Origin of the sequence: Butyrivibrio sp. AC2005, from assembly GCF_000424145.1 — a bacterium.
GTDB lineage: Bacteria > Bacillota > Clostridia > Lachnospirales > Lachnospiraceae > Butyrivibrio.
The window spans coordinates 1-15,107 of sequence record NZ_AUJI01000066.1 but is presented as its reverse complement, the minus strand read 5'-3'; the positions used below and the strand labels follow the sequence as shown (position 1 = coordinate 15,107).

At 38.0% G+C, this 15,107-nt stretch carries 17 protein-coding genes; 11 read left to right on the top strand and 6 right to left on the bottom strand.

What is annotated here, in order from left to right; translation table 11 throughout:
* Positions 1-365: 365 nt before the first annotated feature.
* From G602_RS0116245 to G602_RS0116205, 9 genes are all read left to right on the top strand, one after another.
* Entirely contained in the window at positions 366-1,067 is a 702-nt protein-coding gene (locus G602_RS0116245) for a leucine-rich repeat domain-containing protein (RefSeq protein ID WP_026659925.1), read from the top strand.
* Positions 1,042-1,704, top strand: coding sequence for a hypothetical protein (locus G602_RS0116240; protein WP_026659924.1), 663 nt, complete (start codon positions 1,042-1,044; stop codon positions 1,702-1,704). The genes G602_RS0116245 and G602_RS0116240 overlap by 26 nt, the downstream gene beginning before the upstream one ends.
* 67 nt (positions 1,705-1,771) lie before the next feature.
* Positions 1,772-2,407 (top strand): hypothetical protein, encoded by a 636-nt coding sequence (locus G602_RS0116235; RefSeq protein WP_026659923.1) that lies wholly within the window; start codon positions 1,772-1,774, stop codon positions 2,405-2,407.
* Between the two features lie 21 nt (positions 2,408-2,428).
* Positions 2,429-2,983: an RNA polymerase sigma factor gene (locus G602_RS29195; RefSeq protein ID WP_049945284.1), complete on the top strand. Its 555-nt coding sequence runs from the start codon at positions 2,429-2,431 to the stop codon at positions 2,981-2,983.
* The gene (locus G602_RS0116225; protein WP_026659921.1) at positions 2,967-3,866 is read left to right on the top strand and encodes a DUF4367 domain-containing protein; all 900 of its coding nucleotides are present in this window, start codon (positions 2,967-2,969) and stop codon (positions 3,864-3,866) included. The genes G602_RS29195 and G602_RS0116225 overlap by 17 nt, the downstream gene beginning before the upstream one ends.
* A gap of 72 nt (positions 3,867-3,938) precedes the next feature.
* Positions 3,939-4,742, top strand: a complete 804-nt coding sequence (locus tag G602_RS0116220; protein WP_026659919.1) for a hypothetical protein — start codon at positions 3,939-3,941, stop codon at positions 4,740-4,742.
* Between the two features lie 83 nt (positions 4,743-4,825).
* Positions 4,826-5,251: a hypothetical protein gene (locus G602_RS0116215; protein WP_044932486.1), complete on the top strand. Its 426-nt coding sequence runs from the start codon at positions 4,826-4,828 to the stop codon at positions 5,249-5,251.
* A 303-nt stretch (positions 5,252-5,554) separates the two neighbouring features.
* The gene (locus G602_RS0116210) at positions 5,555-6,025 is read left to right on the top strand and encodes an RNA polymerase sigma factor (RefSeq protein WP_330369213.1); all 471 of its coding nucleotides are present in this window, start codon (positions 5,555-5,557) and stop codon (positions 6,023-6,025) included.
* Positions 6,022-7,011 carry a DUF4825 domain-containing protein gene (locus tag G602_RS0116205; RefSeq protein WP_081676048.1) on the top strand — a complete coding sequence of 330 codons (990 nt, stop codon included), beginning with the start codon at positions 6,022-6,024 and terminating at the stop codon, positions 7,009-7,011. Before G602_RS0116210 ends, G602_RS0116205 begins: the two co-directional genes overlap by 4 nt.
* Before the next feature lie 83 nt (positions 7,012-7,094).
* On the opposite strand, the gene G602_RS0116200 is transcribed toward G602_RS0116205, so the two are convergent.
* Both G602_RS0116200 and G602_RS0116195 read right to left on the bottom strand, forming a co-directional pair.
* Complete coding sequence (locus G602_RS0116200; RefSeq protein WP_026659915.1) at positions 7,095-7,994, bottom strand: DUF4367 domain-containing protein; 900 nt, start codon at positions 7,992-7,994, stop codon at positions 7,095-7,097.
* A complete protein-coding gene (locus tag G602_RS0116195; protein WP_044932484.1) occupies positions 7,978-8,532 on the bottom strand; it encodes an RNA polymerase sigma factor in 555 nt (184 codons plus the stop codon). The genes G602_RS0116200 and G602_RS0116195 overlap by 17 nt, the downstream gene beginning before the upstream one ends.
* A gap of 155 nt (positions 8,533-8,687) precedes the next feature.
* Between G602_RS0116195 and G602_RS0116190 the strand changes: the two genes are divergently transcribed.
* Positions 8,688-9,668, top strand: a complete 981-nt coding sequence (locus G602_RS0116190) for a C39 family peptidase (RefSeq protein WP_049945283.1) — start codon at positions 8,688-8,690, stop codon at positions 9,666-9,668.
* 98 nt (positions 9,669-9,766) lie between these two features.
* On the top strand, positions 9,767-11,017 hold the full coding sequence (locus G602_RS0116185; RefSeq protein ID WP_026659911.1) for a DUF6033 family protein: 1,251 nt from the start codon (positions 9,767-9,769) through the stop codon (positions 11,015-11,017).
* Positions 11,018-11,126: 109 nt separating this feature from the next.
* Here the strand turns inward: G602_RS0116185 and G602_RS0116180 are convergent, their stop codons facing one another.
* The 4 genes from G602_RS0116180 to tnpA all read right to left on the bottom strand — a co-directional run bounded on the left by G602_RS0116180 (position 11,127) and on the right by tnpA (position 14,926).
* Positions 11,127-11,501 (bottom strand): tyrosine-type recombinase/integrase, encoded by a 375-nt coding sequence (locus tag G602_RS0116180; RefSeq protein WP_081676046.1) that lies wholly within the window; start codon positions 11,499-11,501, stop codon positions 11,127-11,129.
* Positions 11,502-11,792: 291 nt separating this feature from the next.
* Positions 11,793-12,920 (bottom strand): helix-turn-helix domain-containing protein, encoded by a 1,128-nt coding sequence (locus G602_RS29190; RefSeq protein WP_049945282.1) that lies wholly within the window; start codon positions 12,918-12,920, stop codon positions 11,793-11,795.
* A complete protein-coding gene (locus G602_RS0116170) occupies positions 12,910-14,193 on the bottom strand; it encodes an MFS transporter (protein ID WP_026659909.1) in 1,284 nt (427 codons plus the stop codon). Before G602_RS0116170 ends, G602_RS29190 begins: the two co-directional genes overlap by 11 nt.
* 274 nt (positions 14,194-14,467) lie before the next feature.
* Positions 14,468-14,926: an IS200/IS605 family transposase gene (gene tnpA / locus G602_RS27085; RefSeq protein ID WP_044932482.1), complete on the bottom strand. Its 459-nt coding sequence runs from the start codon at positions 14,924-14,926 to the stop codon at positions 14,468-14,470.
* Positions 14,927-15,107: the final 181 nt, after the last annotated feature.

The window sequence follows — 15,107 nt, the reverse complement described above, 5'->3', positions numbered from 1 at the left end:
TGTTTTGATCAGTGTAGGAAAGATCAAGGTTCCAAAAGCGGTCTATGATATCCCAGGTGCTTTGAGATATAGCATCTGGATCAGGGTAATATTTGCGGAGATTTTCAACAACAAAGTTTTGGTAGTCGGCATGACTGCCACAATTAACAGGTAACATAAAATCGCCCTCCAATCAAAAAACTTACGGCCGCGCCGTAACGACACATCCTTTTTAACAAGGGCGCGAAGCGCCGCATTTTTGGAGGTAAATGTCAAGTGTTTTTTGATAAAAAAGTGGGGGATTTTAATAAAAAAGGAATCTGAAAGCCGCATTGTTACTGGCTTATAGATTCCGAGAGTATATTTATGTTTTTGGAGGAAATGAAATGAAAAAAGTAGCATTGTTTTCAGCAGCAATAATCATGTTCGGAGCAATATGCATGCCAGTAAGCGCCAAAATAGCAGAGCCTGATTTAAAGACATCTGCCGCTGATTATTACATAATAAGTGAACCTTCAGCTGAGGTAAAAGGTGAAGTGAGCGCAAAATTGCAAAACAAGGAAGAGGAGATCATTATTCCTGAGGAAGTATCTATTAACGGAAAAATGTATTCCGTCACGGAGATAAGTGGGTTATGCTATCCTGACATTGCGGATAAAAATCTTAAGCAGGATGCATATAAAAACATAAAAAATAATGTGACACAGATAATCACTCTTCCGAAGACCATAGCAAGAGTACAAAAGGGAACCTTTTCCAACTTCACTAATCTAAAGGAAATCAAAGTTGATCCTAATAACGAATATTTTATATATAAAAAAGGAGCGCTGCTTTCTAAGGATGGGAAAAAGCTTTATGGAACGATTACTCTGCAGAAAAAATACACAATCCCTAAGGGCGTAACAACTATCATGGACAGAGCTTTTGCATACAGTAAAGTAAAGACTATTGTTTTACCTAAAACCTGCCATAATATTGGCGCGCGTTCGTTTTACAGATGCTCCAAATTATCAGAAGTTAAAGGAATTAAAGGTGTGAAAAGAGTTGGGAAAGGCGCATTTTATGGTTGTAAAATCAAATCAAGATAGTACCGTAATGCATGGTAAATTGTTGATTGCAGTTCTACTTTGGGTCATGGTTATTGGCTTAATGGGATGTAAACCCAAAAAAGAGAATCTGAAAATAGAAAGTGGAGAAGATGAATCTGATTCCTGGATTATTAAAGATGGCCCGGATGGTCCATCAGTGGGATTTGTGGCAAAAGAAGTATCAGCAGACGAACTTGCATCTGTTGAAGAAGAGGAATCCATTGTAAATGAATATTCCTTAACTGGTACATGGCAAACTGTATCCACAGGATATGAGGAAGAAGGATCAATGCAGCCGGAGTATTATGTGCAGTTTTCGCCAGATTTCAGTATAAACTATGGACATATGGAAAATGGCAAATTTATGCTGGATCATACTGATATGATCGATAATATTAGTACCGCCTATGATGGTCAAGGATGTAGAATACAGGCAGAATCCGTGGAAGGAGTCCATTATACTTATCAGCGTTCCAATGATGATGACAATATGCTTGAGTATTACGAAACTTGGGATGAAAAAGAATTTGCAGATAAGTATAGAGGCGGAGCATCGCTAAAAAGAGCCAATCGTAAGTTTAGGAGTGTGTCTGATATTATTTTACAATTTAAAAAGTTTTTGAAACGCTATATTTAAGGAGTCTCTCTACAATAGATTGCATTACTAGAAGAGATATAGCATCCTTTTCATAGGAGGGCTTATCATGGACAAAGAAAAAACCGGGCAGCTTATCAAAGAGGCAGCAAGAAAAAAGTGGGCTGTAGTAGCTGGGATTATCCTTATGTTGATTTTGGTGGGGCGCTTTTTTATTTTATTTGTATTATCAGGGGCAGGATATAACTGGGACGAAAGGGCTGATCATGCTCTTATGGCAGTATGCTTTATAATTCTGATAATGCTTTCGGTAAAGAATCGTTCAAGTTTGTTTGATGCTCAGGCTGGATATTCTCATATTTTCAAGGCTATTGCTATAGTGTCCTGGATCATTATAACGGTTCTTATGTTTGGGGGATACTGGTTATTGGATAAGGATATACATCTGTTTTCATTAAGGACAGCAGATGTCGGACCCTTATATGCCTGGATATTTGGAATTATTGCCTTTATTAACATTTTAATGATGGCATTCACTTTATATCAGCTTTGCTCAAAAGATATTCCGTTTGGTATAACACCTTTTATGAACGTATTAGTTATTTTTCTTAGCGTTTGTTACAGAGAGTGGTTGTTTTATGCACTTACATTTAAGTTGTGGACACTTACAGTGGTGACTTTATACTATTTACTGGTATTCATATGCTCTCTTTTAATAGATACTGTTTTATACTCAAAATATTAATATGCCGTGAGGAAGAATTAAGTGCTAATCTTACTCTTTACCCTGCTTGAAGAAGAACAGCAGGATCTTGTCAAAAAAATATATAAAGACTATCATGCTTTTTTCATGAATATTTCCCGGAATATTACCGGTTCACAGACCATGGCGGAAGACGCTGTGAGCGAGGCTTATCTTAGAATTATCAAAAACATCAAAAAAATTTCTGATTTACCACGTCACGATTTAAGACCATTCTGCGTTGTTATAGTGAAGAACTGTTCAATGGACATTTTAAGAAGGAACGAGAGGTATGTATATGGTGCCGAGGAACAGCTGCAACTAGAGAGTACGGGGCAGAGTGAACCTGAACAGGAAATGCTGAATTCAGAAGAAAAGCTGGCTGTTAGTAAATTGTTATCAGTTTTATCAGATGAAGAAAAAGAATTTGTTTCCTTAAAATATGCTTATGGAATGAAATATAAGGAAATCGCTGTAATTTTTGACATCTCGGAGGAAACCGCGCGAAAGCGAAATCAGAGAATTATAGATAAACTCAGGAAATCGTACATGGAGGATAAAGATGGAAGCGGTTTTTGATAGCATACTGAGCAAAATCAGAGTAGAAGACATATTATCATCTATGGAAACGACATTATTTTCATGGGGTGAGAATTCTAAGGAAAAAAAGCTAGGGATAATAGAAATACGCAAGTTAACAAAGATGATATCAAAACTTCCTGATGAGGGACAGAACATCCTCACAGGTAACTATGTATTCAATCTCTCAGAAGAAGGGATAGAGATATTTTACGGGATCAGCGATGTAAAAGAGAAACAACAGTTTTTTGAACGCATGCTGGCAAGACATTTGGGACTTGCGGAAAACTGTCGAATAAGCGATTCTTCGATGGAAAAAGCGTGTAGAAAAAACATCAGTAAAATGATGAAGGAAGCAGAAAAATATACCTGGAGAGGTGCTTTAAGGACAATAGGGAATGCAGTTGCAGCCGTTCTTTTAATAGGAATCATTTCATTTGTAACAGCGATGGGTGTAAATGCAGAATTCAGGGAAAATGTTGTAAACTGGTTCATTGAAAGCACAAGACAGTATACTCTGTTTCATATTAATGGGAGTAATGATGGTGCTCCGAGTTTGGGATCATATAAACCCACGTTCATTCCGGAAAGATATCACTTGTATTCCTATGACGTTGTGACCGGATTCGCAACTTATACATATTCAGATGCAAATGGGGATTTATTAAATGTAAGTATATGTATGCCTGAGGCCAATGCCTATTTAAATACTGAAAATATGACTAAAGAGAGTATAGAGATAAATGGCTCATCAGGATACTTATATCATGACGGAACACATGGAAGTCTCGCGACAAGCATAGATGGATACGCACTTTATGTAACCGGAAAGGCAAGTAAAGAAGAATTTATCAGGATTGCTGAAGGAGTTGTGAGGCAATAAAAATTGTGGATGGGTAGATTGTTTTTAGTTTATAAAAATCTTCTATAATAAAAATTACAATGGGAAATAATTATGATAACGAATAAACTGTTTGTCAGAACAATCTGTACTGTTTTGGTTGGAATTACTATATTATCGGCGGGTTGCGGTAATGTCGGTGAATTGTCAGATGCTGCTTCAATTGAAGAAAGCACCAAACAGAAAAATACAGATGCCGTTTTATATGCTCCTCTTGTAGCACCAACAGTAAAAGATGGAATCATTGAATTGGGGGATGGGTTTATCCCTGTCTGTTTCGAGTGGAATGCGGTTGAAGGTGCTGATGGATATCAAATATGGGAAGAAAGTAAATCCCGTTCTGAGGAGACATATCACGAGCCTGAATGTGATTCAGCATCATATACATCAGAAACATACTATTTAGCCAATACGCAGGAGAATAATATTGATTTCAGGATTAAGGTGAGGGCATATAGAGGAGAAGGAGATAACTGGGAATACAGTGAGTGGAGTGAATATGCGTATGGCAGCTCCTATGAAAATGATAATTCGTATGTGAAAGATGATAACATAGAATACAAATATGAATCAGGTGATAAGAAGATACCAAAGATCCCGCAAATTAATTCCGGACAGACATATGTGAAAAATTCAATTTACCTTCCTTCGGCGTGTAAGATTAGTTGCTCGGAGCTGGGAATTTACTCATATGCTTTATATAACACAGGAACAAGAAAAACGACCTATTTTGACGGCATCGAATATGATGTTTCTGAGGCAGGATACTATATTGTGTATGGGTTCAAGGATAATGAGATGCTGAACGTAACTGATGAACTGTCTATAGAAGAGAGTATTCCAGCAGTTATTGAATGAAAAGATTTCGAGAATATTGTATGAAAAAATGTTGATTACAGTTGTGAGGAAATAGTAATTTTCAATGTTTGGCAAAGGGAAAAATGAGCTTATATCAGTTTTTTGCTAGTGATAAACCTATGCCTGAATTTGACAATATGCATGCGGAACCTGTTATAAAGGGTGGAGAAATATATGCAATAAAATTCAGATGTGGATTTAATGAAGAAACAGCAATACGAATAATAATAGAAGATGACCTGACTTATGCATCGCAGTATACAAATCTTAGTTATGTCAATTATATAGAATGGTGCTACTCAGATGACCGGGCGGAGGTACTTATAGATTATATTCGGAATTTATTAAAAAACAGAAAATCCGTGTCATTGTATAATACCTGGTTAGATGATAAATCAGAATTGGGGATTAAGAAAATTCATATTAGCAAGCTGACTATTGAAATCATAAAAGACTTATGGGGAAAGAACTATTTTAATTATAATGAATGCTGCATAATCTATCATTAGTCAAAAACGAAGGTGATAATGGCGGAATAACTAAGAAAATTGGTAAAGGCTGGTATTACTACGAAGCATGGTTTTGACAATGTATTGCGTATATTACATCCGATTACTGCGCGTATATGAATGAGTTTGGGTGGATGATATAAGTTTGTTTATAGATATTAGAATATATAGTGCAATTGAAACTGACGCTGCCCCACTATATGGTGTGGCAGCATTTTTTATTTTTAAATTCCTGTAACGAAACAATCATAATTTGCATTAACTTAATGAAAACTAAGGAAAGGAGGTGAGGAGTTGCAGTCCATGGACGAAATCTATCAGCGTTATGCGAAAAACGTCTATCATTTCTTGCTGGCGCGCACGTGTAATGCTGATCTGGCGGAAGAACTGACCCAAGAGACTTTTTATCAGGCAATACGAAGCATCGACCACTATGATGGTAGCTGTAAAATATCGACCTGGCTGTGCGGCATAGCCAAAAACATACTTCTCACCTATCAGAGAAAACATCCAGTGTTGGCGGGAATCGAGGGAGAGGCAGCATCTGAGCTTCAGGCGGACTCGGCTGAGCATGATGCAATCAGTCAGATTTCAAGGATTGAACTATTGAGAAAGCTACATGAACTTGAAGATCCCTACCGCGAAGTTATGTATCTGAGAGCTCTTTGGGGACTGTCATTTAGGGAAATCGGAGAGGTACAGGGGAAGAGTGAAAACTGGGCTCGTGTCACCTTCTATCGTGCAAAAGGAAAACTGAGAAAGGAAGAAATATGATGAACAATATAGATTGCGAAGTGATACAGGATTTGTTTCCTTCTTATATTGATGGTCTTACATGCGAGAAGACTAATGTGGCGATTGAAGAGCATTTGACCGGTTGTGAGAAATGCAGAAGCGTGCTGGCTGCTATGAAAGAAACGTCTTCAGAGATATTGGAAATGTCGCCTGAAGATAAAAAGGAAATTGATTTTTTAAGGAAAAATAAAAAAATAAACTTCAGAATTATCATGGGAAGTGTAGTTGGAGCATTTCTACTAGTCCTTTTTATGATAACATTAGGCTGTTTTGTGGTAGGTACGAAGAATGATACCAATTGGATGGCTATGCATCTTAATGTTGAGGATAATGAGTTAGATTTTATAGCGGCGCCATCTGGTAGTGGTAATGCTGTTGCTTCGCTCAACTATACCGAGGAAGCTGGTGTGGTTATGATGCATGCCCGAACTGTTTTGGTAAGTCCATTTCACAAAGGGAATTTGGAAGGGCGGTATGTTGCTTCCGAAACCATTAAAGAAGTACGCATCGGAAATCGAATCATTTGGTCTGAAGGAGCTCCGGTGACGGCTTTTGCATCAGATCTTTACGCTACAAGACATAGTTATATTGGTGCTATGTCCGATAACAATCGTACCGCCTTGGCCTTGAATATGGGAACATCTCTTGGAGCATTTACAAATGAACTTGAAACTTCATCGGAACCATATGGGTGGAAGATAATTCTATCAGAGGATGTTTCTTCAGATAAGCTTGCACAGAAGGAGCAGGATATGGAGGCCTTTGGATATGTGATTTTAGGGCTGATTGAGAATCTTGATCATGTGACATACGTTTATCACAGTGAAGGGGTTGAAAAAATGCTTACGATTACTGCGGAAGATGCAAGTACGTTTTTGGGAGAAGATATCAAGAAATGTAGTAAACATATACGCACTTTGGATACACTTCTTCAGAAAACCGGACTCATACGCGCTGTCTTCTGACATTCATTATAATAGGTGCCTTTTGTGACCAAAGTCTCTTATAAATGGTGCATGCTCACTCAACTTAGTGAACATGCACTTTGCTATTTTTCTATTCCGTTTACAATTTTCAATATTTCATCTTTGGTAACAGGCCCTGATATGAAAAGTGCATATCCATCAAGCTCCGTTACGAGGAGGCTGTAGTTCTCTTTAGAATAATAGCGAGCTTCATGGCCTCTGAAGTCCAGGATTTCCAGCTGGGTGTTTTCCGTATCCACATAATTGTTTCCACCTGGAAGCTCAATGTCTATACTCAGATAATAACCATCAGCATCAAGATAGCTGTGAGATATTAAAGAATCGGCCTTATCGATATGGTCAAAGCTAAAGCGCTCAGGCACGTAAGTAATCCTGTAATCTTCTAAATTGTTGCCAGAGATGGTGGTATTATCAAATCTGATAAGGCTATATTCTTTAAAGGTTTCAATGAACCATTTTGTTACCGCTTCCCTGAACTCAGCATTTACGCTATATGCCGTGCCAAATGAGATAATGCCGGCTATGAGTATTGCAGCGGCTGTTTTAGTAAATATCCTTACAATGTTGGAAGTATTGCGAGTAGTCGCGGTTTCTTTTGACAGATTGGATATTATAGTTTTACATGCAGATGTAAGGGAATCTTCTGAAATGCGTTCATCGGAGGCAAGTCCCATTTCCCGGGCAAGCATTTTTTCAAAGAATTTAAGGCGCTGACCTGCATCTGATATACCATAAAGAATTTCTATGCTTTCCGGAGTTAATCCAAAAGCATAGGTTCCTAATATAAGATGCTGTCCGGACTGTGGAAGAGAGCATATGAAATCTGCAAGCTTTGATGTATCTTTCCTAGAAAGCCTTTTTTCACAAACACGTTCTTCCCATTCATTTAGCTCCGGGGAGAGGAGATGAATCATATTCTCTTTTACTGTTCCGGATAATAATTCTTCAAAAGTCATATTCATCAGAATTTTCCTCATACTGTTTTCGTAATTTGCCTATAATGCGCTGACCTTTCTTTTTGGCTGCTTCTTCAGATATTGACAGCATCCGTGCTATTTCAGAGTATTTCATCTCATAGGTATAGCGCAGCTCAAGAAGAACCTTCTCATCGGAGCTTAAGACCTCAATCATTTTCAAAAGGGATTTGCTTTTTTCTTTATCCAGCATATGGTGCTCTGGTCCCTGTATGGATGAATCCATTTTGCTTAGTGCTTCATCAGAATCAGGAATGATCCTGCTGCTTTTTCTCAGCACGTCGTATGAACAGTTCTTCACTATAGTAACGCAGAATGCTTTCATTTCGGGACAGGTTAAATGGGAAATTTTTAAAATATTGAGTGATATTTTTAGAAGTGCAGAGCTTACAGATTCTTCAGCATCAGCTTTGGAACCGGTTATCTTCATCGCAATTCTTAGAAAATCCTGGTAGTTCTCTTTATAGATTTTTTCAACAAGATTTCTCTGATCATCTTCAAGAACAGAAAGTATGAGTAATAGCATGTTTTGGCTTCCCCGTATAAGTATGGGAATATGATAACACAATAGCTGTTTTGTAGGAAAAAGTTTTATGACTTCTCACCGTTATTTTATTTTACAGATGATCAGAGTTTTCATACAATTATAAGGGGGATACTTAAAAGGGGAAGTAAGTGGGTATGAAACGAGTATTGTTATGGATTTTACGTGGCATTTTTCTGTTAATCTTGATATTTGTAGGTCTTATAGCATTGGACTATCTTTTTGCTCCATCCTGGTTAACTGATAAAGTGGCATTCTCTATTCTTATTTTTGCAGCAATAATCCACTGCGGGATAGGAATAATTAGAATCAGAAGAAATAATAAATCTACAGTAAATGTATCTGATCTTCCTAAAATCGATGGCACGAACAAAAAAAGTCAAAAATCCGTTAAAAAGCTAAGCTCTACCAGAAAGCCTGCTTTGGCTTTTGCGTTGGTTGTATTACTTCTGGTTGGTATTGGATTTGGCGGCTATAATTATTTAAATCAAGATACTCATAGTGATGTTCCGGAAAATGTAATTGAGTTCGGTGAAAAATACCCGGAAGCAAGAGAATACGTCCAAAATTTCACGGAATACGTTGATAAAGATTTAGATATGGATGTCACAGCGGAAATGGCTGCATCTGATATCCCATTATTTATCCAGTGGGACAAGCGATGGGGATATAGAAACTATGGAGCAAACTATGTAGGCGTTGCCGGTTGCGGGCCTACTTGTTTAGCTATGGTGGCATGCGGCCTTAAGAATGATTCGGAGCTTAATCCATTCGTTGTTGCAACGTATGCATCAAATGAAGGTTTTTACACATATGGCGAAGGTACATCCTGGTCTATAATGACAGAAGGTGCCAAACACTATGGATTAAATGCAGTTACCGGCGATGTTTCCTCGGATTACATCTTGTCTAATTTATCCTGTGAGGCGCCGATGATCTGTTCAATGTCACCCGGAGATTTTACAAAAACAGGACATTTCATAGTGCTGACAGGAATTGATGCAGAAGGAAAAATAATAGTGAACGATCCTAACAGTCCTAAAAATAGTAGCAAGCATTGGGATGTTGAATCTTTAGTATCACAAATGAAAAGTGTATGGAAATATAGCAATGCTTAGGATATAAAGAAATTTCCCTTTTATGCCGATAAATGAAACGAGAGAATATGCTTTCAATTGAATAGTGATCAACATGCATTTACACGGAGGTATTTGCTATGGCTATGTATGACTATGCTAGTTCTCTTTATAAGGCATATGGAAATTATGACGCGTTTCTCACTCAGGGAATCGATGTAAGCGTTGCGCATATCAATTATAATGTTAATAAAAATATTGATACAGATATTATCAAGAGAGATATGGCTGCATACCTGAAAGAATCAACAATTGATTCTGATTCATCAAAAGTCCTTAAGGGTAGTGGAATAGATAAAGCCTCATCTTCAGATAATGTCCAGACTAAGAAGTCTTCAGATTCTGCCACTGTCCCCTCAAAGCAAAATAGCGCGTGTTCAGTAGAATTATCTAAAGAAGCGCAGATTTATGCTGAAACCAATGCATCCTCCACAAATGCCACAGAAGCTCCCCAGCCATATAAATATGCAGGTACGACAAGTCCAAGAGAAGCCTGGGAAAATGAATCAGCACGCTTTAAAAACAATTACAACCATGATTACTTGGGTAACTATCAGATAAGTGAGTCAGAGATGCTTCGCATGTCTGATCCTGAGCTCTACAGTAAAATTATGGATCTGGAAGATCAGGCAAGGCGTTCTGTAATGCACCTGGATGCCTGCGTGGAGCTTCCGCATGAAGAAGGTGCAGCAGATATAGAGTACAAGTATTACTATAATATTTCTCAAAAAGAGTTTGACGAACTCAAAAAACAAGGAAAAGTATTTGGTGGATACTCATTTGACTGGTCAGAATCAGCCAGAAAAAGAGCAAATGAATTGTATAATGAAGCATTTCAGTTAAAAAGACAATGGCGCTTAGACAATACAGACAAGGTAGCAAGCAGATTCAATAATCCTGTTTCCAAGCAGTTTACAGCGCTTGACTTCCTTGAAGCTCTTCATTCTGATGATAAACATCAGACCAGTTTCAACTTTTATGGGAAAGGCCTTGATGAACATCCTCATAATATATATACAGGTGCAAGTATGTGGCGTTTCTCCACAAAATTTAATGTGCTTATATCCAATGATGCTCTTAGTATAATTGCAAACGGAGATAGCAAATGGGCCAGCAGTGTAATGGAGGATATCAACACGGCTGTTGGAAACATGAAGAAGATTGAGAAAGCCTATGAGGGCAATGCAGTTTATCTACGTTTCGGTGCCAGAATTGACGACAATGGTTCCATCACTTATCACGCCAATTTTAAAGACTGTGAAGACAAATATGGTATTTCTGCAGATACGCCTGATGAATTATTAGAAAAACTTATGAGTTACAATAAATAAGTATTGTATAGTTATCCAAAGTATTTATAAATGTAAGACCTTTAAAAAGCTCAAACCACTGAAGTTTGAGCTTTTTGATGTCTAATTGGATTCTGATTCAGTTCCCTGACTATTCATTTTTATCATCACCAAAAAGATCATAATTTGCCACTGACTTTCTGTGTTCTTCATCAACGGCAGCGTAGTGCTTGACGGTGGTATTCACATCCTTATGGCCAAGGACGTCTGCAACCATGTATATATCACCGGATGAATTATAAAGAGTGGTTCCAAAGGTTCGGCGGAGCTTATGAGGATGTACACGATCCGTAAGCTTTGCTCCATCACCGTATTTTTCCAGCATATCTTCAATACTTCGCACAGATAGCCTGTTATTTTTCAGTGATATGAAAAGAGCTTCTTCCTTAGGATTTTGAACCAGCAATGGACGCTCATTATTAATATAATCACGAAGCGTGTTGCGAATCTTTTCATTTATGCACAACGCAAAACAAGGACGCTTTCACGCCCTTGTCTTCACCCTTAGTAGACTCACCTCTCAGGGCTTAGGTTCTTATTATCATTCAGCTAAGCTTTCGAATTGTGTACTAGGTTCGTACACAATGTTAATCCTAGAATTATAAATTCTTGTAAAACTCAACAGCCGCCTGGAGCTCACTTTCATCCGGATGCCCCTTTTGGATCCCACCCGCAATCTTGAAAGGGTCAAAACTGTCATGCCCATGGATTCATGATTGAGTATCAAAACGAAGAAGTTGTGATGGTTAAAAAAAATCTATAGCTCATGTCCTTTTATCTCTTTCCAGTATTTCTCAGCATGTTTTAACATTTTTTGAATGTTGTCAGGCATGGGATTAGTAGGGTTAGGCTCCTGAGAAAATAATGAATCAATGCTCTCAACGGCGCCTACTCCAAGTTCATCGTATAGCATTGGCTTATAATTCTCTTTAGCATGCCAAAATTGTATCTTTCCGTCGATACTATTGACTGGAGATCTGTCGAATTTCACAGCAAGTTTATATGCCTCATCTATAGACTGTCTCATGTTTTTATAATCCCCAAGACAAGAAAGAGTCATAGCTTTAAGAATCAGTAAAATGGCCTGCATCTTAGTAAGATAGCTTATTTCGCTGCCAGCTGTTGCTTCATATATTTTTATGCACCAGTCCAAAACATCACGGGCCTCCATGATATTATTTTTTTTACCGGTTTTAACAAGCGCAATAGCCATACTATTGGAATATTGTAGGCTGTTTAATAGGATAGATACCAGAACCTTTGTAAATCGATCCATGCCTTCTTCTTGCATGCCCATATCCATTAGAATTTTTGCGATATTAATATCTGCAATCCCCATATAGTTGATCTTTTTGAATTCTTCAAGGGCTTCCTCAGGACTAGCCTGACTTTTGAGTTCTGCTATACACAATCTGATTGAGAATTCATCAATGTCGGGATCGGTATTTTGGTCTATCAAGCGAAGGGCTGATTCATAAAGATTGATAGTTTTGTCCAGATACTTTTTATATACGTTAGCTGAAGTGGCTACATTATAGGCTTTTGCACTTCCATAGATTATCTTAAAGTTTGTTGGATACCTGATCAGAGCTTTGTCAGCTTCGGATATTGCTTTATTATAATTGTTTTCCCTAAGAAGGGCGGTAATGTTTTTGATTGTATCATCCACATTTTTTGATGAAATGCTATACCCAAGCAGTACGTCAATGGAAATACCAAAAAAGTCTGCCAGCTCGATTAAGGTCATTATGTCAGGAATGGTACTGGCGCTTTCCCATTTCGATACTGCGCCAACAGTGATTCCAAAGGCCTCAGCGAGTTCTTCTTGTGTCAATCCCATCTCTTTTCGGTATTTTTTTATATTTTCACATAAATTAAGCTGCATCGACAATTTCTTCCCCTTTTTCTAAAGACGGTCTTGATACCAGTATTACAAATAAAACAATTACAGCAAAGATAACACCAAATAACATGATATTTTTAGTGGATATATGTGATACGAACAAGCTGACAAGTAGTGAACCAATGGGCATTGCAGCTGTGGAAAAAGCATTAAATACAGCAGAGGCCCGAGCCATATACTCTAAATCAACTGTTTTCATGAATTGTATTCCGATGATGCCACCAATTAGTGTGGCGGCAAGCATCATGGCAAAAAAACATGCGCTCACATCTATATAGCATAGAATTGCTTCACCACTCACAATACCTCCCATAGCAATTCCAAAAAGACCTATGCCTTCGATTCCTGTTCCGATGCAGACTGACTGCAAGGCTGAAAACTTTCTGGCGAACAAGGGTAAAAGAGCTGCTCCCACAATGCCACCAAGTGAAGCAAAAACACCTCCAAAGCTTAGAAGCTCACTGCCCATTTTAAATATTTCTTCCGCAATGGGTGCCTGAAGAGCGTTTATCGGGACCAGCATAAAGTTAAGCGCCACGCATAATATGCAGAAGTTCTTAACCATAGGCGTTTTTGTAACATATTTCATTCCATCTGTAAAAAGCGTGATGAACTTTTCAGAAGGACTGTTTGTATCAGTATCTGTTCTGTTGTGTGTGATTTCCTTAGTATTCATCAGCAGAATGAGTATTGATGCAATGATAAATGTAGAGATATCAATGATCATGGCAGGAACCACGCCCCATAATGAGATTATCACGCCTGCGATTCCTGTCCCTACAAGCGAAGCAGAATTTGTCAGTACTTTTGAAAGACTCATACCAGAGGTAAGATGTTCCTTTTTGATGATCTGAGCTGTAAAAGCAGAGCTTGCTGGTAGGCTAAAGGATTCAATGGTAGTAATAATAAGTGTAAGGACTGCCATTATAGGTGCATTGACTCCCCCTAACATATACAAAGTGGCAAATAGAGTAATTACTACAGCTCTTATCATGTAAGCGGCTATGATCACTTTTTTCTTATTTCTCTTCTCAACAAGAGCTCCTGCAAATGGTTGAACAATCACATTTGGAAGCATATTGAACGCAAATATTAAAGCAGACCACATGGCACTATGCGTTATTTGATATATCAGCCACGTAAAGGCAATAACATCCACTGAATCGCCAAAGCGGTCAATCATTTTTGAAAAAATGAGTTTTCTGTAGTTACTATCTTTAATAATTGTTGTGTATGAAATGCTGGCTTGTTTCATATTGAAGCCCTCCTGTTAATTCAAGTATGGCTTCATTGTATGTTGTTATCATATTTATTATAATACCCTACTAGTATTAGTGGTAAAGTAAAATCTTTCTTACTAAGAAAAATAACTACAATTGCAAGCTTAATTAAACATGTATAGTACAGGGGTTCCCTCTCAGAAGACGGTGCCAGAAACTCCTTTCTGTCTGGGTTTCAGACGTGTCATTATGATGTATCAGCGAGAAAACTCCTTCCGACATAGTCGGTGGGGGATGAATCGCTGGACCTCAGCGTTTCGCTTTGCTGTATCGTCCTGTTCTTTCATATTTTCTTTTGCGGTCATCCGTGCGCTGGCTTTCTATATATTTTTTCACTGTCTCAAGTGAAACGGAACCGGTTGTGGCGCAAAAATAACTCCTGCTCCAGAAAAGAGCATCTCCCCACAGAAATTTTTCTATATGTTCACGGTATTTGATCCTGACTTCTTTAGAGAGCTGTGACTTTAAGGTGTTGATCAGTTTTACCGGAGCAACATCCGGAGGCATGGAGATAAGCATGTGTATGTGGTCTTCGTCTGTCTCAGCTGAGAGCATATCGCAGTTCATCCTTCCACATAGATAAGCGGCGTGATTTTTCATGAAATCCCCCATCTCATCGGTTATCACTTTTTTCCTGTATTTAGTGACAAAAATGATATGATAAGTAAGCAGGTAAACTGAATGTGAACCTCTTCTGTAGTTATCCATAAAAGCTCCTTCTAAAAAGAACAAATGTTTTGGTTACTCTTGTAAATTATGCTATAATACTAATATAATCTTTTGGAAAGGAAATCTCAACTGTGTATAGGACAAGGCAGTACAGAATAGCTAAAAACAACACACTATACAGTTACTGCCAGGATATTTGCAGGGCATCTGCAGTTCTTTA